At 64.1% G+C, this 23,041-nt stretch carries 21 protein-coding genes and 1 tRNA gene; 12 read left to right on the top strand and 10 right to left on the bottom strand.

Annotated elements, in window-relative coordinates:
- Positions 1-109: 109 nt before the first annotated feature.
- Both ACSBQT_RS00645 and ACSBQT_RS00640 read left to right on the top strand, forming a co-directional pair.
- Positions 110-1,462 (top strand): GH1 family beta-glucosidase, encoded by a 1,353-nt coding sequence (locus ACSBQT_RS00645; RefSeq protein WP_435000576.1) that lies wholly within the window; start codon positions 110-112, stop codon positions 1,460-1,462.
- On the top strand, positions 1,459-2,748 hold the full coding sequence (locus tag ACSBQT_RS00640) for an MFS transporter (protein WP_435000575.1): 1,290 nt from the start codon (positions 1,459-1,461) through the stop codon (positions 2,746-2,748). The genes ACSBQT_RS00645 and ACSBQT_RS00640 overlap by 4 nt, the downstream gene beginning before the upstream one ends.
- 35 nt (positions 2,749-2,783) lie before the next feature.
- Here ACSBQT_RS00640 and ACSBQT_RS00635 read toward each other — a convergent pair whose 3' ends face one another.
- The 4 genes from ACSBQT_RS00635 to ACSBQT_RS00620 all read right to left on the bottom strand — a co-directional run bounded on the left by ACSBQT_RS00635 (position 2,784) and on the right by ACSBQT_RS00620 (position 6,811).
- Entirely contained in the window at positions 2,784-3,326 is a 543-nt protein-coding gene (locus ACSBQT_RS00635; RefSeq protein WP_435000574.1) for a YdeI/OmpD-associated family protein, read from the bottom strand.
- A 112-nt stretch (positions 3,327-3,438) separates the two neighbouring features.
- Positions 3,439-4,968, bottom strand: a complete 1,530-nt coding sequence (locus ACSBQT_RS00630) for a 3-hydroxyacyl-CoA dehydrogenase NAD-binding domain-containing protein (RefSeq protein WP_435000572.1) — start codon at positions 4,966-4,968, stop codon at positions 3,439-3,441.
- On the bottom strand, positions 4,965-5,876 hold the full coding sequence (locus tag ACSBQT_RS00625; RefSeq protein ID WP_435000571.1) for a 3-keto-5-aminohexanoate cleavage protein: 912 nt from the start codon (positions 5,874-5,876) through the stop codon (positions 4,965-4,967). The genes ACSBQT_RS00630 and ACSBQT_RS00625 overlap by 4 nt, the downstream gene beginning before the upstream one ends.
- Positions 5,873-6,811: a TetR family transcriptional regulator C-terminal domain-containing protein gene (locus ACSBQT_RS00620; RefSeq protein ID WP_435000570.1), complete on the bottom strand. Its 939-nt coding sequence runs from the start codon at positions 6,809-6,811 to the stop codon at positions 5,873-5,875. Before ACSBQT_RS00620 ends, ACSBQT_RS00625 begins: the two co-directional genes overlap by 4 nt.
- Before the next feature lie 193 nt (positions 6,812-7,004).
- On the opposite strand from ACSBQT_RS00620, the gene ACSBQT_RS00615 reads away from it, so the two are divergent.
- The gene (locus ACSBQT_RS00615) at positions 7,005-8,378 is read left to right on the top strand and encodes a pyridoxal phosphate-dependent decarboxylase family protein (protein ID WP_410710091.1); all 1,374 of its coding nucleotides are present in this window, start codon (positions 7,005-7,007) and stop codon (positions 8,376-8,378) included.
- 77 nt (positions 8,379-8,455) lie between these two features.
- On the opposite strand, the gene ACSBQT_RS00610 is transcribed toward ACSBQT_RS00615, so the two are convergent.
- Positions 8,456-9,151, bottom strand: a complete 696-nt coding sequence (locus tag ACSBQT_RS00610) for a YczE/YyaS/YitT family protein (RefSeq protein WP_410710090.1) — start codon at positions 9,149-9,151, stop codon at positions 8,456-8,458.
- A gap of 107 nt (positions 9,152-9,258) precedes the next feature.
- Between ACSBQT_RS00610 and ACSBQT_RS00605 the strand changes: the two genes are divergently transcribed.
- The 5 genes from ACSBQT_RS00605 (at position 9,259) to ACSBQT_RS00585 (ending at position 14,736) form a co-directional block, all read left to right on the top strand.
- Entirely contained in the window at positions 9,259-10,749 is a 1,491-nt protein-coding gene (locus tag ACSBQT_RS00605; protein WP_410710089.1) for a PLP-dependent aminotransferase family protein, read from the top strand.
- Positions 10,750-10,790: 41 nt separating this feature from the next.
- Entirely contained in the window at positions 10,791-11,570 is a 780-nt protein-coding gene (locus tag ACSBQT_RS00600; RefSeq protein ID WP_435000569.1) for a YggS family pyridoxal phosphate-dependent enzyme, read from the top strand.
- A gap of 14 nt (positions 11,571-11,584) precedes the next feature.
- Positions 11,585-12,610, top strand: a complete 1,026-nt coding sequence (locus tag ACSBQT_RS00595; RefSeq protein WP_410710087.1) for an arsenic resistance protein — start codon at positions 11,585-11,587, stop codon at positions 12,608-12,610.
- A gap of 32 nt (positions 12,611-12,642) precedes the next feature.
- A complete protein-coding gene (locus ACSBQT_RS00590; RefSeq protein ID WP_410710086.1) occupies positions 12,643-14,100 on the top strand; it encodes an AlkA N-terminal domain-containing protein in 1,458 nt (485 codons plus the stop codon).
- Between the two features lie 63 nt (positions 14,101-14,163).
- Positions 14,164-14,736: a methylated-DNA--[protein]-cysteine S-methyltransferase gene (locus tag ACSBQT_RS00585; RefSeq protein WP_410710085.1), complete on the top strand. Its 573-nt coding sequence runs from the start codon at positions 14,164-14,166 to the stop codon at positions 14,734-14,736.
- A 102-nt stretch (positions 14,737-14,838) separates the two neighbouring features.
- Here the strand turns inward: ACSBQT_RS00585 and ACSBQT_RS00580 are convergent.
- Both ACSBQT_RS00580 and ACSBQT_RS00575 read right to left on the bottom strand, forming a co-directional pair.
- Positions 14,839-14,911 (bottom strand) — tRNA-Ala (locus ACSBQT_RS00580).
- A 93-nt stretch (positions 14,912-15,004) separates the two neighbouring features.
- Positions 15,005-15,232 (bottom strand): hypothetical protein, encoded by a 228-nt coding sequence (locus tag ACSBQT_RS00575; RefSeq protein ID WP_157070552.1) that lies wholly within the window; start codon positions 15,230-15,232, stop codon positions 15,005-15,007.
- A gap of 784 nt (positions 15,233-16,016) precedes the next feature.
- Here ACSBQT_RS00575 and ACSBQT_RS00570 point away from each other — a divergent pair.
- Positions 16,017-16,922 (top strand): universal stress protein, encoded by a 906-nt coding sequence (locus tag ACSBQT_RS00570; RefSeq protein WP_410710084.1) that lies wholly within the window; start codon positions 16,017-16,019, stop codon positions 16,920-16,922.
- Between the two features lies 1 nt (position 16,923).
- A complete protein-coding gene (locus ACSBQT_RS00565) occupies positions 16,924-17,799 on the top strand; it encodes an alpha/beta fold hydrolase (RefSeq protein ID WP_410710083.1) in 876 nt (291 codons plus the stop codon).
- Between the two features lie 92 nt (positions 17,800-17,891).
- On the opposite strand, the gene ACSBQT_RS00560 is transcribed toward ACSBQT_RS00565, so the two are convergent.
- Positions 17,892-18,122, bottom strand: a complete 231-nt coding sequence (locus ACSBQT_RS00560; protein ID WP_169252172.1) for a hypothetical protein — start codon at positions 18,120-18,122, stop codon at positions 17,892-17,894.
- A 72-nt stretch (positions 18,123-18,194) separates the two neighbouring features.
- Positions 18,195-18,614 (bottom strand): phage holin family protein, encoded by a 420-nt coding sequence (locus ACSBQT_RS00555; RefSeq protein WP_039210811.1) that lies wholly within the window; start codon positions 18,612-18,614, stop codon positions 18,195-18,197.
- A gap of 252 nt (positions 18,615-18,866) precedes the next feature.
- On the opposite strand from ACSBQT_RS00555, the gene ACSBQT_RS00550 reads away from it, so the two are divergent.
- Together ACSBQT_RS00550 and ACSBQT_RS00545 are read left to right on the top strand one after the other, a co-directional pair.
- A complete protein-coding gene (locus ACSBQT_RS00550) occupies positions 18,867-20,177 on the top strand; it encodes an MFS transporter (RefSeq protein WP_410710082.1) in 1,311 nt (436 codons plus the stop codon).
- Between the two features lie 147 nt (positions 20,178-20,324).
- Positions 20,325-21,794 carry a peptide MFS transporter gene (locus ACSBQT_RS00545; protein WP_410710081.1) on the top strand — a complete coding sequence of 490 codons (1,470 nt, stop codon included), beginning with the start codon at positions 20,325-20,327 and terminating at the stop codon, positions 21,792-21,794.
- A gap of 318 nt (positions 21,795-22,112) precedes the next feature.
- On the opposite strand, the gene ACSBQT_RS00540 is transcribed toward ACSBQT_RS00545, so the two are convergent.
- A complete protein-coding gene (locus ACSBQT_RS00540) occupies positions 22,113-22,970 on the bottom strand; it encodes a CPBP family intramembrane glutamic endopeptidase (protein WP_410710080.1) in 858 nt (285 codons plus the stop codon).
- Positions 22,971-23,041 lie beyond the last annotated feature (71 nt).

Here is a 23,041-nt window from a genome sequence, read left to right as displayed (position 1 = left end):
TCAGGGCGCCCCTGCTTGCCGCCCCCGTCGTCCTCACAGAGCGAAGCCGCATCTGCCAGGTTCAGGATCAACTGTTGCAGGCCCTGACCAACCGTGACATATTCGATTCATGGTGGGGAATCTTCCAAGCAATGTCGGGGCTTTGGCCGGAATGCACTTCTCCGCAGCCACGGCCGCCTTCCAGATCGAAGGGGCGCGCAGCGCGGGTGGTCGCGGCCGCAGCATCTGGGATGACTTCGTCGACACGCCCGGCAACATCATCGACGGCAGCACTGCCGAGCCTGGTCCCGACAGCTACCACCGCTTCGCTGACGACATCGCGCTGCTTGCCGACCTCGGTGTCGACCGGTACCGGTTCTCCATTTCATGGACCCGTGTGATCCCGAATGCCGGGACGGACGCCTCGGTGAATTCGGCCGGTCTCGACTACTACGACCGCCTCGTCGACGGACTGCTCACCGCCGGGATCACACCGGAACCGACGCTCTACCACTGGGACCTGCCGGTCGCACTCGAGGCAGACGGCGGATGGCTCAACCGTGACACAGCCCACCGCTTCGGTGACTATACGCAGGTGGTTGCCGGACGCCTCGGTGACCGTGTTCGTCACTGGTACACGATCAACGAACCCGCATCGACATCGCTGCAGGGCTATGCGCTGGGGGAACTGGCACCCGGACACACACTGCTCTTCGATTCCCTGCCCACCGTCCACCACCAGCTGCTGGCTCACGGGATCGCCGCTCCGATACTGCGTGGGTACGGCGCAGTTCAGGCCGCGCCGACGCTCAACCACAGCCTCATCCTCCCCGCCTCCGAGACTGCCGAGGACCAGGCCGCGGCTGGGCTGCTCGATGTGATTCACAACCGCCTCTTCGCTGACCCGCTGCTGACTGGACAATATCCCGACCTCAGCGGCTTCGGCGTGGAACTGCCGATGGCCGACGGCGATATGGACCTCATCTCCGCACCGAATGAGGTCTACGGCTTCAATTACTACAATCCGACCACGGTCCGTGCTTCGGCAGGACCCGTGCCGTTCGAGATGGTGCCCACCCCCGGAGCGACCGTGACCGGGTTCGGTCCCATGTGGCCGATCCGTCCGGATACGATGCGCGACTTCCTCACCGATATGGGTCGACGCTACGGGTCCGCACTGCCGCCGATCATCATCACCGAGAACGGGGCGTCGTTCCCCGAACCGGACACCACGGACGAGGAGATCAACGATTCCGAGCGGATCGACTATCTGCGCGACCACCTCGGCGCGGTGATCGATGCGAAAGCAGCGGGTCTGTGCATCGACGGGTACACCGTATGGTCGCTGTTGGACAATTTCGAATGGGCTGACGGATGGAGTCAGCGCTTCGGGCTCGTCCACGTCGATATGAACACCGGAATGCGGACGCCGAAAGCCTCTTTCCGCTGGTATCGGGACCTCATCTCCGCGGTCCGCCCATGAGTACGGTCAGCCCGCCGCCTCACCGAGGCGACTCCGTTACGCGAGCACGCGTATCGCTCGGATGGATGGTGTGCTTCACGCTCGCCTGGTTGGCGATCTGGACGGTCCAGCTGACCCCGATCCAGCTGCTGCTTCCGCTGCAGCTCGACACTCAGAGCGGGCACTGGATCGACGGGGTCGTCTGGTCCGGACTCGTCCTCTCGGCCGGAGGCTTGGCCGGAATCGCTGCCGCACCCGTGGCCGGTCGGCTCTCGGACCGCACCCGGTCGCGGTACGGCCGGAGACGTCCTTGGGCGATCGGGGGATCGGTGCTCGCCGCACTCGGACTCGTGCTCACCGGCAGCGCCGAGGGGCCCCTGTCGGTCGGGGGAGCGTGGGTGGTCACCTCGGTCGGCGTGTCCGTGGCTTCTTCGGCGCTGACCGCGCTCATCGCCGATCAGCTCGCCGATCAGCGCGGCGCGGCCTCGGCCGCAGCCAGTTCGGCTCAAGCCGTCGGCGTCGTCGTCGGCGTCGCCGCGATCGTCCTGCTGGGTCTGAGCACCGGCGCGTCCTATGTGGTGCTGGCCTGCTTCATCCTCGTCGTCGGCACGGCCACTGCGATGCTGCTGCCCGACCCGCCGCTGCCGCATGCCGCCGTGCTCCAATTCCATGCCCGTCGCGAGCTCATCCGGCCACGGGTGTCCTCACTCGTCGACCCGAGCTTCACCCGGCTGCTGATCAGCCGCTTCATCGTCAACGTCGGCAATGCGTTCGGAACGTCGCTGCTGCTGTTCTTCCTGCTCTACGGGATCATGATCCCCGCCGCAGACGCCGAGAACAGCCTGCTCATCCTCATCGTCATCTACACAGTCTTCGTGGTCGCCGCCTCGATCCTCGTCGGCATGGTCACGGACAGACGAGGCAGCCGACGCTTCTGGACGGTGATCTCGGCCCTGGTCCAGGCCTGTTCCGGAATCATCATCCTCATCAGCCCGAGCTTCACCATGACAGCGGTGGCGGCCGGAGTCATGGGCGCCGGATACGGAGCCTATATGGCGGTCAGCCTCGCGCTGGCCACGGATCTGCTGCTCGACCCGGACGATCACGCCCGTGATCTCAGCCTCGTCAACAGCTCTGCGAGCCTCGGGCAGCTGATCGGCCCGCTCCTGGGCGCCGGACTCGTCGCACTGGTCGGCGGGTTCTGGCTCCTCTTCGCGGCCGCCGCGGTCGTCTCCGTACTGGGGGCGGGACTCACGCTCACGGTGCACTCGTCACGCGCGGTGCTGCGAGCTCAGCAGCCGGACTGACCGGTGCCGGGCGGGTCGGTCAGATTCCTGTCAGTTCAGGACAGTCCGAGCAGCTTTCCGCTCTTGGACAGTTCCGGGTCGGTGCACGAGGACAGGTCGAAGCAGCAGGGACGACGCTTGCCGGACTCGAGCTTCGAGATTGCGACCTCGACACGGCGTGCACGTGTATCGGCGTTCTTCGTCGACTTGATCCAGCGCACCCATTCCCAGCGAGCCATCGGCGTGAGCCCGGCCCAGACATCGTCGAGATCACCGGCACCATCGAGAGCCGCACGGAGGTCCGATGGAGCCGCCACCTCCGGCCAGTTCTTCGTCGGAGTCAGACCGACCTCGACCTCCGCTCCTTCTGTTGCACCGAGGGTCTCCCACTGGTCGTCATCGAGGCTGATCCAATGGCCACGTCGACCGTCAGGTTCGATGACAGTGCTGAACCCGGTGCCATCGAGCGTGCCGTTGACGGCGACCTGTCCGCGTGAGGGCAGCTGATCGCTGGCCTCCTGGGGCAGGCGCAGAATCGGGCGGTCGCCCAGCAGCTCGGTGTTCGCAGTGAAAGTGACGTCGGCAGTCGTGGTGGTCATGGTGACTCCTCAGAGAACGGATGATCGGGTCTGGACACTCGGATTCGACCGAAGCGATGACTTTCAGAATAGTGGCACGAGGCTGTGTCGGCTTCTCGATTCCTGACGCATTTCAGCCGATCGAACGGCCGACCCAGTCGGGGCTGCTCGTTTCGATCTGCGCGATCCGCTCGGTCACAGCCTGTGGGAAGGACACGACTCGGTCCTCCGCTTGGTCGACATGGAGGCCCATGATCTCCTCGGTCGATACGAGGCGATCGTCGACGTACATCTCATACGCCAGGTGCAGCTTCTTCTCACCAGCACTCACGAGGTGCGGGACGACGGTGAGGCGGTCGCCCAGGGCCGCCTCGTCGAGGTAGCGGATATGGGATTCGACGGTGTACAGGGACGCTTTCGCGCTTTGCCGGTAGGCGGCATCGAGGCCGAGCTGGTCCATCACCTGGTCGGTGGCGAATCCGAACACGAGAACGTAGAAGGCCTCGGACATGTGCCCGTTGTAGTCGATCCATTCGGGTACGACTTCGGTGCTGTACGTACCGAGTATCCTCGCCGAGGCGGTCCACGCCATCGATGCAGACGGTGGGGGAGCGGCGGAGGAAGAAGGAGAGCCCACCTGGCCGTCGGCAATCTCATCGCGACCGGAACCTGTCGCGGTGGCGGGCAGAGACGCGGTCAGTCGACGAAGGGCGATGATTCCGGCATCACGATGAGCCACGAGGTCGGTGATGGAGCGGTCACCGGCCTCGATATCGCAGCCGGCCACGACATCATCACGCAGCTGCTGACTGAGTTCCGGGGCGGTCAGCCGCGTCCACGGAGACTTCAGCGACGGTCCGAAATGGTCGAGCATATGCGCCATTCCGCCCTCACCGCCGGCGAGGTGGAACGTGAGCATCGGTCCCTGGAACGGCCACCGCAGACCGGGGCCATCGGTGATCGAGCGGTCGATCTGCTCGACCGTGGCCTCTCCCTGCTCGACCATGTACAGGGCCTCGCGCCACTGAGCTTCCTGCAGACGATTGGCGATGAAGCCGGGGACTTCGCGGTCCATGCGGATGACGGACTTGCCGATATGGCTGAAGAAGCCGGCCGCCCAGTCGACAGCAGCAGCCGAGGTGGACTGGCCGCCGACGACCTCGACCAAAGGGATGAGGTAGGGCGGATTGAATGGATGGCCGACGACGAGTCGCTCGGGGTGGGCCGCCTCGGTGGCCATTTCGGTCATGCTGTATCCCGAGGTCGACGAGCTGATCACGATGTTCGGCGGGCACACCTCGTCGATCCGGGCCAGCAGTCCGCGTTTGAGCGCGAGGTCCTCGGGTGCGGACTCCTGGACGAACCCGGTGTCGGCGACCGCCTCGGCGAGGTCGGTGTGGATCGACCAGGCGGTGCGGTCGGCTGACTCGACCATGTCGAGTTCGGCCAAGGCCGGCCAGGCCGCGTCGAGGAGCCTGGCGAACTTGTCGCCGGCGTCCGGAGCCGGGTCCCAGATCTTCACCCGGTAACCCTGGGCGAGCAAATAGGCGGCCCAGCCGCCGCCGATCGTTCCTGCGCCGACGCAGGAGACGGTGTCGATCGAGCCGAAGTCGGGGAACTCCGGCGTGTTGGGAATGGGCGCGGCGGGGGTGGAACCGTTCACAGATCGCCTCCGGTGATGGTCGGTGTCTGTACGCGCAGATCGAGGATCTCGCGAGCTTCGTCCGGGGTGGCAACGGATGCACCGAGGCTTTCGATGATGTCGACGGCACGTGCCGTGAGGTCGGCGTTCGTGGCCTTGACGCCCTTGGACAGGTAGAGGTTGTCCTCGAGCCCGACGCGGGCGTGGCCCCCGGCGAGCACGGAGCGCACCACCCACGGCAGCTGGTTCGCGCCGATGGCGAACGACGTGAACTGCGCTCCCTTGGGCAGCATGTTCACCATCGCCGACAGCAGGCCCGGATCGGCGGGGGCACCATAGGGAATGCCCATGCACAGCTGGTACAGAGGCGGAGCGTCGATGAGTCCCTCCTCGACCAGCACATTGGCGAACCACAGATTGCCGGTGTCGAAGATCTCGAGTTCCGGACGCACCCCCAGGGTCTGGATGCGCTTCGAGCCTTCGCGCAGCATGTCCGGGGTCGAGACGTAGAGGTTCGACCCCTCACCGAAGTTGAGGCTGCCGCAGTCGATCGTGCAGATCTCGGGCAGCAGCTCCTCGACGTGGGGGAGTCGATCGAGAGCGTTGATGAGATCGGTGCCCGGCATCGTCGTCAGCGGATCCTGCGGATCGATGACGAGGTCACCGCCCATTCCAGCAGTGAGGTTGATGACCGGATCGACGTCGGAGGCGCGGATGCGGCGGACGACCTCGCGGTAGTAGGCGACCTCACGCGAACCCTGTCTGGTCTCGAGATCGCGGACATGGATGTGGACGACCGACGCCCCGGCCCGGGCCGCCGCAATGGCATCGTTCGCGATCTCTTCGGGGCTGACGGGAACGTGCTCGCTCTTGCCGGTAGTGTCACCGGCTCCGGTGACGGCACAGGTGAGGATGACTTTGCGATTCATGATGACTCCTTCAGTCGATCGGCGGATGTGGCGGTTGAGGGTGGTGGGTTGTGGGGAAGCATGATGGCGCGATCGAGGTAGGAGCGCAGGCGCTGGGAGAAGATCTCGGCGTCCATCACCCCGGTGAGCACCTTGATGCCGAGTCCGTCGAGGAGAGAAGTGAGCTCGTCGGCCATGACACGAGGATCACCGGCACGGAAGCAGCCGGTGCGCTGACCGTCCTCGAGCGTCGTCTGGACGGTGCGCGACCAGCGTTCGTAGCTGAGCGGATAGTTCGACAGGGTCGAACCGTCGAGGGCCATTCGAGACCACGTCTGCAGCCAGATCGACCATTCGCCGCGTTCCGTGCGCCCCAGCGGCGACTGCAGCTTCAGCAGACGTTCGAGTCTCTGCGCGGGATCCGCGATGTCGTCGAGCCACGCGATCTGACGGTCGAAGGCGAGTTTGACCGAATAGTCGAGAGCGGCATCGAAGAGCTCGGATTTGTTGCCGAAGTAGTAATGGATGCTCGGAGCAGAGACCCCGGACGCCGCCGCGATATCGGCGATGCGCACGGCGTCGAAACCGTACCGGCCGAACAGCGTCCACGCTGCCTCGGCGATCGTGCGTTTCGGGTTGGCGTCGTCGTCGCCGGCTGCCGCTGCCGCTGAGTTCGGCGGCAGCGCGGAGACCTGGGACTCGTCGCCGAGCAGCCACCGGACCGTCACCCCCGTAGCGGTGGCCACGCCGAGGAGCTCATCGGCGGTGAAGCGGCGGCGACCGGACAGCGCTTTGGACAGCTTCGTCTCGTCGATGCCGATCACCGAGGCGATCTTGCGCTGCTTCAGTCCGGATCGTCGGATGGCGTCCCGGACGCGGAGTCCGGTCGCCTCGGAGCCCTTGCCGATCATGCCGCGGGAAAGATCCCGGGCGTCGGTCGTCTGCCTTCCTGTCATGGTGCCGAACCTACCTCAGCACCGAGTTCGTTCGCAAGGAAATATGAATAGAAATCAGAACTTGCGATCAGTGATCATGAAGAGGAATTCGCAGCGATCCGAACCGTCCGACGCACCACAAATCGGCTCTGTGCGGTTAGTCTCGTTATCGGTGGGCGATCCCCATCACCATCGACCGCGCCGAGGAGCCCCTATGACCGATAGTCTTCATTCCCGCATGCACGTCGTCTCCGATGAGACCCGCAACCTCGTGAATCTCGTGCTCGAGTATTCGCGTCGTCGGACTCTTGCCGAGGACACTCCGCTCGACCATCCGACGTCCGAAGCCGAGCTGCGTCGGCTGGCCGGTCCCACCGTCACCGAGGAGGGGCTGGGGTCAGCTCGGGCGCTGGCGATCTTCGAACACATCTTCGCACCCGCCTGCATCTCCACCGACCACCCGAAGTACCTGTCGTTCATTCCCAGTGCTCCGACGAAGGCTGCTGTGGCCTTCGATCTCGTCGTCTCCGCCAGTGCTCTCTACGGCGGATCGTGGCTCGAAGGCGCCGGCGTCGTCCATGCCGAGAACGAAGTCCTGCGCTGGCTGGCGGGAGAATTCGGGCTGCCCGCAGGAGCCGGGGGAGTCTTCGTCCAAGGAGGTACGATCGGCAACCTCTCAGCTCTCGTCGCCGCCCGCAACGCACAGAAGGAGAAGCTCGGTGAGACTCGGCCGGGACGCTGGGTGATCGTGTGCAGCGCCGAAGCACACTCCTCGGTCGCCTCCGCGGCCGAGGTGATGGATGTCGATATCGCCCCTGTGGCCACCGGCGAGGACGGGATCCTGCGTCCGGGCGGTGTGCGTGAGGCCCTGCTCGAACACGGGGACGCCGTGATCGCGGTGGTGGCCACCTCGGGGACGACGAATTTCGGCACCATCGACGACATCGCCGGCATCGCGGCTCTCAAGGACGAATTCGACTTCTGGCTCCACATCGACGGCGCTTACGGTCTGGCCGCGATGCTCTCACCGCAGGCACGTCACAAGTTCGCCGGAGTGGAGAAGGCCGATTCGCTCATCGTCGACCCTCACAAATGGCTCTTCGCTCCCTTCGACGCCTGTGCGCTCATCTACCGCGATCCGAATTCGGGACGGCGAGCGCACACACAGAAGGCCGAATATCTCGATACGCTCACCGACGCTCAGGATTGGAGCCCCTCGGACTTCGCCATCCAGCTCACGCGACGGCCGCGCGGGCTGCCGCTGTGGTATTCGCTGGCCAGCTATGGTGCCGAAACGTATCGGGAGGCGATCGGCCATTCGATCGATCTGGCGCGTGAGATCGCCACTGAGATCAAGCATCGTGAGCATCTGCGGCTCGTGCGCGAACCCGAACTCTCGGTGGTCGTGTTCGAACGCGACGGTTGGCAGCGGTCGGATTATGACGCGTGGTCGGATCGACTGCTCGAGGACCAGCGCGCCTTCGTCGTCCCGAGTTCACACCAGGGGCGGCCGAATGCCAGATTCGCGATCGTCAATCCGCTGACGACGTTCGACGATCTCACCGACATCCTCGATTCGATGGAGTGAGTGGACGCGTCGGACGTTCTGTCCGTCCTGCAGCGGGGTCCTCGATCGTCTGAGGGCCGCGCAGAGGCGGCTTTCGCTCAGTCTTCGGGGAAATCCTCGGCGGTGGTCGTCGGCTTGGACCGGGGACGGAGTTCGACGGTGAAGGCGGGAAGCAGAGCCTGGGTGATCGGGCCGATCCCCAACGCGTAGAGGACAGTGCCGATGCCGACGACTCCGCCGAGGAGCCAGCCCACCGCGACGACGCTGACTTCGATGAGGGTGCGGACCAGACGGATCGAGCGTCCGGTCACGCGGGAGAGACCGGTCATCAGCCCATCGCGGGGGCCCGGCCCGAACTGGGAGCCGATGTACATCGCCGAGGCGGCCCCGTTGAGGACGACGCCAGTGACCATGAGCGCGATGTTCCACCCGAGCTCTTCGGGCCGGGGCAGGAACAGGCGGGTGAGGTCGAGCGCCGGCCCGACGAGGAGGGCGTTGAGAATCGTGCCGATGCCCGGCTGCTGGCGCAGCGGGATCCAGATGAGGAGTACGAGGAACGCGAGAATCGTGATGATGGTTCCGAAGGTCAGCGGCACGTGATTCTGAATGCCGGAGTGGAGGACGTCCCACGGCATCATGCCCAAGCCCGCGTTGACCATCATCGCCATCGAGGCACCGAAGAGGTAGAGACCGAGGATCAGCTGGGGGAGACGCCGCCACAGCCGTCCGCCGCGCAGCTGTGCGATGGGACCGACGTTGGCCAGCTGACGCTTCGGGGCTCTCATCTTCGTCATGTGGTGGCTTTCTGCGGGTGCGATCGGAAGGACGATTCCATCATGACCGAAATTGGTCTTGTGTGAAATAGCCACTTGCAGGAAAGTGGTCCCATGAGGTCAGAACCATGAGCACACCGGTCCTGGGCGCGAAACGACTCGTCGGCATCATCGAAGACGGACCGTGGAAGGCGCCCGCATACGAATCGCTGGCCGCCGCGGTGGCCGCGGCGATCACGGACGGACGACTCCCGGTCGGAACGAGGCTGCCGAGCGAGCGCGAACTCGCAACCGCGTCCGGTCTCTCGCGGACGACGACGGGACGGGCGTACTCTCAGCTGCGGGAACAGGAATTCATCCTCACCCGCCGCGGCTCCGGCAGCATCGTTCAACTGCCCAGCGTCCCCGGCGGCCGCATCGACCATCTGCTCTCACCCGCCGGCGGCGACGAGTCGGAGATCGACTTCACCTGCACTGCACCGGTCGCAGCTCCGGATATCCTCGACGCCTACGATCGGGCACTGTCGCGATTGGGTGCCTACCTGCCCGGCACCGGATACTATCCTTCCGGGCTTCCGGTCCTGCGTAAGATCATCGCCGACCGCTATACCCAGCGCGGAGCACCGACCGACCCCGATCAGATCCTCATCACCTCCGGGGCCCTCGGCGGTGCGGCCATCGCCGTTCGCGCCCTCCTCGACGTCGATCCGCATGAGTCCGCGCGCCTCGGCGGGGCACGGTCGACCTCGCGGGTGCTCGTCGAAAGTCCCACCTATCCGAATGCGATCGCCACGCTCGAAGGCGCAGGCGCCGCTCTCGTGACCTACCCGCTGGAGTTCGGAGCTCAGGGGCACCATTGGGACATCGACGCCGTGGAGCAGCTCATGGGACAGATGCGTCCGCGCAGCGCCTATCTCATCCCTGACTTCCACAATCCGACCTGCGCCCTGCTGCCCGAAGCCCAGCGCAGTGAGTTCGCGGAGGCTCTTCGTCGGCACCGAGTCGTCCCCATCTTCGACGAATCCCTCGTCGAACTGGGGCTCGATGGCGGCAGGACGCCCACCCCGATGTCTGCGCTGATCCCGGACTCGGTGACAGTGGGCAGTGTGAGCAAGATCTACTGGGGAGGACTGCGCATCGGATGGATGCGCATTCCCCGCCACCGGATAGGCCATTTCGCGTCCTCCCGGCTCGGACTCGACCTGGGAGCACCGGTTCTCGAACAGCTCGTCACGGTCGAGCTCATGACCAACCACGATGCTGTCGTCGCCGACTGCCGATCCCGACTCAGAGCCGCCCGAGACATGCTCACCGCGCAGGTGAGGTCATGGCTGCCCGAGTGGAAGCTCATCGTCCCAACCGGTGGAATGGCGCTGTGGGCCGAACTGCCGGAGGCGCGTTCCGGGGTACTCTCGATCGCTGCCAGAAACCACGGTCTCCGCCTCGTCGCAGGGCCGAACTTCGCCCCGGCCGGTGGACTAGACCGGTGGGTGCGCCTGCCGTATACGGTGACGGAGAGCGAACTGCAGCAGGTGGGGCCGCGACTGGCCGCGGCCTGGGAGGAGGCCAAGTCGATGAGCGGACGTGGACCGACCGACCGCGCCCGCATCGTGGCGTGAACACCACGGGCACGCGGCCGGAACCTGAGTACGATGACCGTATGGGAGATGACAGCGGACTCAGTCACGATGGGCAGTACTCGACGGCGACGACAGTCGAGGATTTCCGAGCCAACATCGCCGAGGTGAAGCGCCGGATCGCAGCTGCCGCCGAACGCGCCGGTCGGGACCGGACCGACATCGAGCTGCTTCCCGTGAGCAAGACCGTACCCCAGGACCGCATCCGCCTCGCCGTTGCCGCCGGTTGTGCGAAGTTGGGTGAGAACAAGGTTCAGGAAGCCCACCGCAAATCCGAGGAGATGGCCGATCTCGACATCGATTGGGCTGTGATCGGGCACCTCCAGTCGAACAAGACCAAGGACGTAGCGAAGTTCGCCAGCGAATTCCAAGCGCTCGACCGACTCAAGGTCGCCAGAGCCCTCGACCGGCGACTCGAAGCGGAAGGACGCAGCCTCGATGTATACGTCCAGGTCAACACTTCCTCCGAAGACTCCAAATTCGGCATGCCCCCGGAAGAGCTTCTCTACTTTCTCAAAGAGGTGCGAGCATTCGACACTCTCAAGGTCCGGGGACTGATGACCTTGGCAGTCTTCTCCTCGGACATCGACCGTGTCCGTCCCTGCTTCCAGCTTCTGCGCGGTCTGCGTGACCGGGTTCGCGAGACCGATCCTGACCTTCTCGGTCCGGGGCGGCTGTCGATGGGCATGTCCGGTGACTTCGAAGTGGCTATCGAAGAGGGTGCAGACTGCGTCCGCGTCGGTCAGGCCATCTTCGGTCGACGAGCGCTGCCGGACTCCCACTACTGGCCCGAAGCCGACTGATCGGCCGATCGGCTGTGCCTCCTTCCTGCCCGGAGTTCGGACGTGATAAGCCGTCGGCTCAGACGAGTTCGAACGCCGTTCGCAACCCCTCGACGCAGACGCTCTGGTGGTTCGGCGGTGCCGTGCTCGGTGTCATCCTCGGTGCCGGAGTCTCCGGATTCGCCGCTTTGGCCGAAGCTGCCCTGACGCCTTGCCTCATCGCCCTGCTCTTCCTCACGTTCCTCGACATCCCCTTCGAAACGGGACTACGCGCCGTTCGCGATCTGCCTCTTCTCGCAGTGACGGCGGCCTTGAACTTCCTCATCGTCCCGCTGGTCGTCGCCGGGCTCATCACGGTCTTCGACATTGCTGATCCGCTGCTGCCGGCTGTGCTCATCGTGCTGCTGTGCCCCTGCATCGACTACGTCATCGCATTCACACGCGCTGCGGGAGGCGCCGCCGATCGGCTGCTGATGCTCACTCCCGTGCTCATGATCGCTCAGCTGCTGTTGCTGCCCGTGATGCTGTGGGCGGTCACCGGAGGGCGGCTGAGCATCGATCTGCCTGTTCGCCCGCTTGTCGGCGCACTGGTGCTGTTCATCATCATTCCTCTTACGGCTGCCGTCGTCGTTCGTCGACTTGCCCGCCATACGCCACGACTGGAGCGGCCCCTCGCCGCGAGCGCTCGTCTGATGGATCCGGTCATGACGCTGACCCTGCTCGTCATCACTGCCTCGGTCACCCCGATGATCGCCGGATCCGTCGGACAGTTGGGGACCGTGGCCGTCGTCTTCACCGTCTTCGCCGTCGCGATGACCATGATCGGGTGGGGCGTCACCCGGGCTCTGCACGTCGGTCCGCAGAGATCTCGTGCTGTGATCCTCTCCGCCGTCACGCGCAATTCCCTCGTCATGCTTCCGATCGTGCGGGCGGTCATCGGGGATGGAATCGGCTCTGCAGGGGTCGTGACGCAGACTCTCATCGAGCTGATCGTTCTGATCGTCCTCGTGCGTGTCCTCCCTCGTCTGGTGCCGGCGACTGCCGTGACCGAAAACCGCTAGTAATCGTTCTCCTCGGAGCGGACAATGGATTTATGTTCACCTCCGACCAGTGCTATCAGGCAGTCACTTCCCGTGACCGACGCTTCGATGGAATGTTCTTCACGGCGGTGCGCACCACCGGGATCTTCTGCCGTCCGTCGTGTCCGGCGAGAACTCCGCGCCGGGAGAATGTGGACTTCTTCGTGACCGCCGCGGCTGCGGCAGATGCCGGTTTTCGGGCCTGCCGCCGGTGCCGCCCGGATGCCAGTCCGAATTCGCCGCAGTGGGACACCCGCGGTGACGTCGTGGCCCGAGCCATGCGCCTCATCCGCGATGGTGCCGTCGACCGTGTGGGAGTCGAAACCCTCGCCGCTGAACTCGGCTACAGCACTCGCCAACTCGGGCGCCTCATCCATGCCGAGCTCGGTGCCGGGCCTTTGGCGCTGGCCCGCACCGAACGGGTGCGCACTGCCAGGACGCTCATCGAGGCAACCTCGATGCCGATGAGCGACATCGCCTTCGCCGCCGGCTTCTCCAGTATCCGACAGTTCAACGACACGTTCCGCACGATGTATTCGGTCAGCCCACGACAGCTGCGCAGAGCCGGTGCCGAACATTCGGTGGCCGACGAAGTCGTACTCCGGTTGGCATATCGGCCGCCGTTCGATTTCTCGCATCTGCTCGGGTATCTCGAGGCAAGAGCCGTTGCCGGGATCGAAAACGTCTCGGACGGCGCTTATACCCGCTCGTTGCGGCTGGCTCACGGTCCCGCCGTGATCATGGTGCGGCAAGGGGCCGGGGACTTCGTCGACTGCCGCCTCCGATTGGCGGACACCCGCGACCTCGGCAGCGCTGTCGCACGGGTCCGGCGCCTCCTCGACCTCGACGCCGACCCCGAGGCGATCGCCGATACACTGCGGTCGGCGGGGCTGCGCCGCCTCGTCGACGAACATCCGGGACTTCGTTCGCCGGGCCACAGCGACCCCGTCGAACTGGCCTTGCGCACAGTTCTCGGACAGCAGATCTCCCTGGCCGCCGCTCGGACCCATCTGGAACGCCTTGTCTCAGGCGCAGGAGAATCACTGCCGAAGGAGTTGAGGCTCGAAGGAGTCGACCGAGTCTTTCCCACCGCGGAGGCGATCGCCGCGATACCCGTATCGGACTGGGCTCTGACGGCAAGTCGGATCCGGACGATTCACGCACTGTCGCAGGCGTTGGCCGACGGCAGTGTGGACCTCGGCACCGGCAGCGACCGCGAGGACGCGAGCCGGAGCCTGCTGGCACTGCCCGGAATCGGTCCGTGGAGCAACGGCTATATTCGGATGCGGGCCCTCGGAGATCCCGACGTCTTCATGGGCTCCGACCTAGGCGTGAAGAAGGCCATCGCCGATCTCGATGAGAATTCAGCGGCACCTGCCGATTGGACGCTGGTCGCTATGAACTGCAGTCCCTGGCGCTCCTACCTCACCCACCTCCTGTGGGCACATCACGCCCGCAGCCCGGAACCCTGACAGTCCGACTCCGACCAACGAATGATTCGACCCATCACTCACCGACACGAAGGACACGCAGACATGACCACGTCGACCCCGACCCAACCCGACACCGCACGGAAACCCACCGCCGTCATCGACCTGCCGACCGCCTCGGCACCGGTATATACGACGATCCTCGACACGGACCTGGGACCGGTCCTGCTCACCTCCGACGGAGTCCATCTCACTGGTCTCTATCTGGAGGTCTCCGAATTGATCGATGCTCGACTCGACAGAACGTTCGGAGTCGAACCGACTCCGGAAGACGACCTGGAGATCTTCCACCGCACTGAAGTGCAGCTGGGGGAGTACTTCGCCGGCCGGCGCACAGCATTTGATCTGCCGTTGGCAGTAAAGGGAACGGAATTCCAACGCTCGGTATGGCAGGCGCTGACGCAGATCCCGTACGGAAGCACCGCAGGTTACGGTGAACTGGCCGAGATGCTGGGACGACCCGGTGCGGCCCGTGCTGTGGGGGCCGCCAATGGTAAGAACCCCATCAGCATCATCGTGCCCTGCCACCGAGTCATCGGAGCGGACGGATCCCTGACCGGCTACGCCTGGGGAGAAGAGAAGAAGCGCCAGCTCCTCACCCTAGAGACCCGCCCCTGATTACTACCTGACGGGGGCCAGCAACCTCGCGCCAGGTTGCGGGACCCCCGTCAGGTAGCAAGAAGGGCGGGGATCCTTGTTCGGATCCCCGCCCTTCAGCGGTGGAGGTAAGGGGATTCGAACCCCTGACCTTCTCCATGCCATGGAGACGCGCTACCAACTGCGCCATACCCCCGCTTGCCTGATCAATATTACCCACGTGTGGGTGAGAGACCAAATCAGGGGAGAGTGACGCTCGACACAGCCAGGTATGGCTCACTTCTTCGGCTCAGATGTATGGGCGGACCTGGCTGAGGTAGCGCACGATGTCCCGTTCGCGCAGTTCGCGGACACGCTGCTCACGAGCGTATTCGCGCAGTCGAGCCTGCTGGCGGGCGGCAGACTTTCGACGACGGGTTTCGGTGGTTGGGCCGGGCCGGCGAGCCCAACGGATGAGCTTCATCCCAGTGCTCAGGGCCCAGCGGCGTGGATAGGTGAATGGGAATGTGGTCGACACAATCTGTCCTCTGATTTTCAGGCAGGGAATATCCGCAAATGGGCGGGAGATATCCCCAAAGGGCGTTAGGGAAATGAGAATCGGAAAAATCGGTCTCTTAATAGAGTGCTGTTCAAAAAAAGATGCACAATGCAGATGAGGAGAAATGCATCTGCTGAAATGCGTCAATGACACAGCGCTTTTCGCGAAAGAGAGAATGCAATTCGGAAAACCGCGAACTCAGAACGGAAGAGAGTCGGACAGCTGGGTGTACGGCAGTGCAGCACTCAGCTGAAAGTGACGGCCGATCAGAGTTCGAAGTCAGCGCGTGAAGCGTGAAGAATGCCAGTTCTCAGGCGACCGGTGGCTCAAGAGACAACGGTGGCCGGAAGCCAACCGGTGGAAAAGACGTGAGAGACGGCTGTGTCAGCCGACGAGTCCTTGTCCGCCAATCGGGCAGGCAGCGTATTCATGCCGGGGTGTTCGAAGGTCAGGGCCTGCAAGAAAATTCATCATCGTAACTGCTCTCCTTTCATGGTCGTGGATCTCGTGGGGACGGCGTCAACGTCCGCTATTGTCAAGGTGCAATCAGGGTGGTGTCTGTGAATCCGTAATTGCACTGTCGAATTTAGCACAGCTTTCATTGTGTGTGGGAGTTTTGTTCATTATTTTCTCAGAAATTTTCACTTCGTCTGTTCGGGTGAGAAAGACGGTTCGTGGAAACTGTTGGTCGAAGCGCTGTTTGGGCCGACGTAGAATCAGAGGAGACGTGCATCAGTCGGACGCGCAGCTTGAGGAGTTGAGGATGTCAGAGACCGCCACCACCCGACGTCTGGTCGTCGGATACATCGCCACGGATCGGGGCCGGGACGCGATCTCGCTGGCCATTTCGATCGCGCGGTCCATCGACGTGGAGCTCGTGGTCACCATCGTCCGTCCGGAATCATCGACGATTCTCGCCGGCAGCGCCGTGCCCAAGGACGGGGCCGGGATCGTGGCCCAGCAGATCGACGATTGGCTGGACGAAGCACTGGCACTCATCCCCGATGACATCCGCTCCAGAGGCTGCATCCATATCGCCTCGAACGAATCCAAGGGACTCATGGAGGTCGCCGAGCAGGAAGGCGCACTGGGCATCATCATCGGTGCACGGGCCACCACACTGATGCGCCAACTGCGCATCGGCACAGTCGCTTCGTCGCTGCTGCACTCATCGACGGTGCCCGTTGTGCTCGCCCCGTCGGGCAGATCCGATATCGGTCCGATCTCGCGTGTGACCGCACTCTACGGTGCTCGTCCAGGTGCTTCGTCACTCATCGGAGCGGCCATCGAATCGGCTGTCGGCCTCGGAGTCGATCTCAGGCTGCTGTCCCTGATCGAGAACGACGGACTCTATGATGACGAGGTCGCCGAGATCGCCGAATTCGCCGAACAGTACGGGGGAGCGGTGCTGGCCGACGACGCTTCGGAGATGCTGGCTTCTGGCCGCGCGACAGTGAGAACGAAGGCCGGAGCCGATATCGAAGAGGCCGCCGAGACCATCGACTGGCAGCCCGGTGACCTCGCCTACATCGGATCGAGCCGCTTGGGCCACGGAGGCAAGGTCGCGATCGGTGCGAGGGCTCGCCGCCTGCTGCGTGTCCTGCCCGTTCCGGTCGTGGTCGTGCCCCGACGTGCCGTGAGTCGACTGCACACCGCCGAAACCGACTGAGGTGCGGATACGTCAATCACAGCGGACTGACATCCGGCTGGTCTCCCACAGCACGGCCGCGTGGCTCTATCCGGGTGACCGGCGTCGGCGTCCGCTGCTGATGGTGCACGGCTTCCGTGGGGACCATCATGGAATGGACCTCATCGCCGGCAGCATCACCGACCGCGAGGTGGTCGTGCCCGACCTGCCCGGGTTCGGTCTCACTGCCCCGCTGGATTCGGGCTCGTCGCTCTCGGCCTTCGTCGATCATCTCCTCGCTCTGCGCGCCGAGGTGGGCAGGCAGCGGGGCGTGACACCGATCCTGGTGGGGCACTCCTTCGGATCGATCCTGGTCAGCCACCTAGCAGCCTCCCACCGGGACGTCGTCGACGAGCTCGTGCTCATCAATCCGATTACCAGCCCCGCCCTCGAAGGACCCGCACGCTTCCTCACCGCGGTCACCCGCGCCTACTATGCCCTCGGCGCGCGGCTGCCCGAGCGCGCCGGTCGTGCCCTGCTGAGCAACCCCGTGATCGTCCGCGCCATGAGTGTGGCCATGGCCACGACCGGCGATCCCGGCCTGCGTTCGTACATCCATGATCAGCACGCGCGGCACTTCTCGTCGTTCGCCGACCGCACGTCTCTGTCAGAGGCCTTCGCGACGTCGGTCGCGCACACCGTCACCGAGGTGGCCGACCACTTGTGTATGCCCACGCTCGTCATCGCCGGCGACCAGGACGCCATCGCCCCGATCGGCCCGACCCGCGCGTTTGTGGAGAAGCTCCCCGACGCCGATTTCGTGGAATTGGGCGGGGTGGGCCACCTTGTGCACTATGAGCGCTCGGAGGAAGCCGCCTCGGCGATCATGGATTTCTGTCACCGGCGAGTCGACGGGTGATTCGGCGTGTGACAAGACGAAGGGAAAGCCGGTGAATCGACGAAGGGCCGCTGCGCATCAGCGCAGCGGCCCTTCTCAAGCCGTGTTGGAGATCAGCGTCGGGAGTCGCGTGCCCAGCGGTAGAGGATCGGCACGAGGAATGCGAAGCACGACGCGAGCAGACCACCCCAGAACACCCAGAACTCGGTTCCCTCAGGTGAGGAGAATGAGGCTCCGAAGAGGTAGAGCCCGAACACGAACAGAGCGAAGGCGAAGACGAATACGACGACATCGGCGAACGATGCTGAATTGCGGGTTCTCTTCGGGGCGGCGATATCGGACATGGTCTCCTCCGGCGATGTTTCTGGTGGTCAGCTGACTCTCAGCAACAGTCTACATCGCGTAGAGGACTTTGCTCATCTCCGGTCGTGTTCGGCGCTTCGCTCCGGGACCAGCCAACCGAGCAGAGCCGAGACGATCGAGACGATGATCGCGGCGAAGATGGCGGAGAAGAAGAACGAATCGATGGTGAATTCGAACGGGGTGAACCCGCTGAGCCAACTCGTCAGCGCCAACATGATCGCGTTGATGACGATGGAGAACAGTCCCAGGGTCAGACACGTGATCGGAGCCGAGACGAAGCTGAGGATCGGTTTGATGAAGGCGTTCGCCAATCCGAAGATGAGGCCGATGACGAGGTAGGAGATGATCATCGCCGGAATGGCTCCGGCCTGCTCCTCGACGACCCGGTTCCCTGTGATCGTCACACCCGGCAGGATCCAGGCCGCCACCCAGATCGCACAGGCGTTGACGATGACGCGAGACAAGAAGTTCATAGCCGTCATCCTCGCAGACCGATCTGCGTTCTTTCTGAGTCGCGGATGGGAATGAGGTCCGTGCCATGGTGATCAAACTCAACGTCGCTTGGTGCACTGGCACTCGAATCGGATCGCCAGACACAGTAGCCTGAAGGGGAACCCCTCGGTTCGACTTTCTCAGACCAACAGCGTGCACCTACCGAGTGATTTGATCCAGGTCACCACGGCGGCACGACCTCCCGGACGAGCGGGAGCAGAAACTGGATTGATATGACAGACAGCGACACACCCTCCTCGGCTCGGCGCACCACCGCGCAGCAGTCTTCACCGACTCTGTTCTCGGCCGTCGGGCGCAGCTATTTCCCGATCGCCTTCGTCGCCCGCATGCCTTTCGCCATGATCGTCGTCGGTGTGCTCACCCTCGTTGTGGCCGCACGCGGATCGCTGAGCCTGGGCGGGATCAACTCCGCCATGGTCGGATTGGGCACGGCTCTGTTCGGTTCCTTCATCGGGGCGGCCGCTGATCGTTGGGGTCAGCGCTACGTTCTGCTCATCGCCGGGATCCTCAACTGCCTGGCGCTGACCTTCATGGCATGGGTCGTCTTCAGCCCGCTGCCGGATATCGTCGTGTTCATCGCCGCCTTCGCGATCGGTGCCACCTCACCTCAGGTCGCCCCCATGTCGCGGTCTCGCATCGTCGACATCGTCATGTCCGTGCTGCCCTTGTCGAGGCGGCCGAAGGTGCTCAACGCCACGATGGCCTACGAATCCGCAGCCGATGAGGTCATCTTCGTCTTCGGACCTTTCCTGGTCGGACTCTTGGCGACCTTCTTCACCCCGGTCGCGCCCATCATCGGGGCGATCGTGATGACGCTCGTCTTCGTCTCCGCCTTCGCACTCCACCCGACAGGTCGGGCGCGTTCGACGGGGACGTCGAGCAGCCTCGGCGAGCGTGCTCCGGCCAAGGACATGTTCACCGCTGGTGTCTTCGTCATCATCCTCGGCGTGTTCGGCGTCGGCATGGTGTTCGGTTCCACCCTCACCGCTCTCACCGCGCTGACCAACGACATCGGCCGACCGGAGGAAGCCGGTCTCATCTACGGAGTCATGGGCATCGGCTCTGCGGTGCTGGCGATCTCGGTGGCGCTGTTCCCCTCAGCGTTCGCGCTGTGGGCCCGACTGCTGTGCTTCGCGCCGGCTCTGGTCACGGGCTCGGTCGTCCTCGCGTCGACGGAATCGATGCCGATCATCGTCATGGCTCTGCTGCTCATGGGCACGGGAATCGGGCCGAGCCTCGTCACCCTCTTCAGCCTCGCCGCCGAACGGGGACCGCTCGGACGCTCGGCGACCGTGATGTCGATGGCGGGGTCGGCGATCATCGTCGGCCAATCGGTGTCCTCGGCGATCAACGGAATCCTCGCCGAGGATCAGGGAACGGCCGTGGCGATGGCCGTCCCGGTGGCCGCCTCGGCGATCGTCCTGTGTGCCGGTGTCCTCAATCTGTTCGTCGGGAAGCGCCGCGATCAGAACGCTGTCAAGCCGTCACGGCAGCGCGTAACAGACGGCGAAGAAGAGATCTGAATCACTCCGACTTTCCGCTTTCTGGGACGGCGTGTCCCAGGCATTGCCAGGTGTGACCACGGCAAAACCGAGGAGTATGATTTCCGCTGGTCCATCGTGAAATGCGCCACGGATCGTGGCCTCTCACACCACTACGGAAAGCACACAATGTCTTCAAGCACCTCGACGACCGAGGCCGTCCGCAGCGACACCCGCTTCTTCGGACACCCTCTGCCGCTCATGCAGCTGTTCAGCCTGGAACTGTGGGAGCGATTCTCCTACTACGGGATGAACGGCATCCTCGCGATATACCTCTACTTCAGCGTCACCGACGGCGGCATGGGAATGGAGCAGGGTACGGCCGTGGGCATCGTCGGTGCGTACGGCGGTGCCGTCTTCCTCGCCACGATCCTCGGCGCCTGGATCGCCGACCGCCTCGCTGGAGCGGAGAAGGTCCTCTTCTACTCAGCGATCATCATCATGGCAGGCCACATCTGCCTGGCTCTGATCCCCGGCTTCGGGGGAGTGGCGGTCGGTCTCATCCTCGTCGCGCTCGGCTCGGGCGGTCTCAAGGCGAACGCCTCCGCACTGGTCGGCGAACTCTACGAAGAGAAGGATCCGCGTCGTGACGCCGGCTTCACCATCTTCTATATGGGCGTGAATATCGGTGCCTTGTTCGGACCGCTGATCACAGGTCTGCTGCAGTCGAACATCGGCTTCCACTACGGCTTCGGGGCCGCCGCGATCGGCATGGCCCTTGGTCTCGTCATCTACCTCACCGGTCGCAAGAATCTGCCGCCGGAGTCGCGGGTGGCGGTCAACCCGCTGCCGAAGAACAAGCTCTACCTCTTCGTCGTGGCCGTCGTGGTCGTCGTTCTCCTCGCCGTCATTCTGTGGATGACGAAGGTCGTCAACCCCGAGAACCTCGATTGGTGGATCGCCGGCATCTCTGCCGGTGCGGCCGCCTGCTACTTCATCGTTATGTACACCTCACGGCAGACGAAAGGCGACGAGCGCTCCCGCGTCCTCGCCTATATCCCATTCTTCATCACCGTCGTCATCTTCTGGTCGATGTACCAGCAGATCTTCGGCGTGCTGACCGTCTACTCGGATACCCAGCTCAACCGTTCGATCTTCGGTTGGGAGATGCCGATCAACTGGATCCAGCTGATCCCTGCGTTCTTCGTCATCGTCTTCGCCCCACTGTTCGCGACCATGTGGATGAAGCTCGGACCCAAGCAGATCTCGACACCTGTCAAGGCCGGACTGTCTCTCGTGCTCATCGGCATCGGCTTCCTCATGTTCCTGCCCTTCGCTGAGGCCGGGCAAAATGAGACCCCGCTGCTGTGGGTATGTCTGACCCTCGCCGTGTTCGTCTTCGGTGAGCTGCTCATCTCGCCGGTGGGACTCTCGTTCTCCACGAAGGTCGCACCGAAGGTCTTCCAGTCGCAGATGATCGCCGTGTTCTTCCTCGCCTCGGGTGTCGGTACGGCCCTGTCCGGTGTGCTCGGCGGGTACTTCGACACCGCTAACCAGACACCCTACTGGCTGTCGATCGGCGGATCGTCGGTCGTGCTCGGTCTGCTTGCGCTGACGCTGACGAAGCCGATGCTGGGGCTGCTGCGCGGAATCCGCTGATTCAGTCGCTGCGCGCATAGTCAGTGCAGCCCGAGGGCCCCTGTGAGTCACAGACTCGCAGGGGCCTTCGGCGTTGCCTGCGGCATCTCTCACCCGCAGTGTCGTTTCAGAGCGTTGCAGCACGAGGGTGTGGCCCGACGGGTGATGGATGCCGGAGCAACGGTGTGAATTGCTGAGGGTGGGAGGGCGTGCGGTCGAGGGGAGGAAACGCGACCGACGGGAGGGCGTGACGCTGGCTGGAGTGCGTGACGCTGGCTGGGTGAATCGCAAGCACAGCGCGGCACAGCCTCAGCGAGCGCGTGGGACGTGACCCCTGGGTCAGACGCCGATGAAGATGGGCAGCGCGTCAGGGTGGTGGGCGTGGACGATCGTGAGGAACACGAGCGCGTCGAAGAGCAGATGCACCGTGACCGTGTAGGGCAGTGACTTCGTGCGGGTGAAGATGAAGGCCTGCACGAGTGCGAAGGGGATCGTCAGCAGCGGTCCGATCGACCGGTAGCCGAGTTCCCAGAGGAACGACACGAAGATGATCGTGGTGAATACGTTCGCAGTCCAGAACGAGAAGTGTTTGCGCAAGAGGGCGAAGACCGTGCAGATGAAGAACAGTTCGTCCCAGATGCCCACGGCGTTGACCCCGAAGAACAGCCGGATAATCTCCGACCAGTTCGTCAGCGGGGGCCAGTTGAGGTAGACCCCGGTGCGCATGAAGTACTGCGGCAGCACTGCCCAAGCGACCACAACGACGAAGACCAGCCAGGCCCACTCCAGCCGCGACCAGGGCTGGCCGCGACGCAGCGGAAACTGGATCGTCTTGTCATCGAACACATAACGAGTCACGAGCCAAGGGCCGATGACGACGGCGGAGAGCACAACGCCCATGCGTGCGATGTTCGACCACGAGATATCGGCTTCGACCGATATCGCCGAGATGAGAGCGAGACACGCGGCGATGATGCTGAGGTCTCTGGCGAACCTCCGATTGACACTCCACGCGATGATCAGGGCCGCGAGCATCGGAGCGTATCCGAAGGCGCGGACCTGCGGAAACGTCGTTCCGACGCCGAAGAGCACAACCGCCGAGACCGCCAGCAAGGCAGCCGCAGCGGCCTCCCAGCTGAGCGGTTTCAACTGTGAGGATTCGATGGTTACTGCTCGGTCAGTGTCCACGCTCCACACTGTAGACGAACCCGGACCGAGCCGCACCGGATCTTCAGCCAGTGGCGCACCGGATCATCGCGCTTGGCCGT

This window comes from Brevibacterium sp. H602 (genome assembly GCF_051172395.1).
In the GTDB taxonomy this organism is placed as follows: Bacteria; Actinomycetota; Actinomycetes; order Actinomycetales; family Brevibacteriaceae; genus Brevibacterium.
The sequence above is the reverse complement of the archived record's forward strand: the minus strand, read 5'-3'. Positions and strand labels throughout refer to the sequence as shown.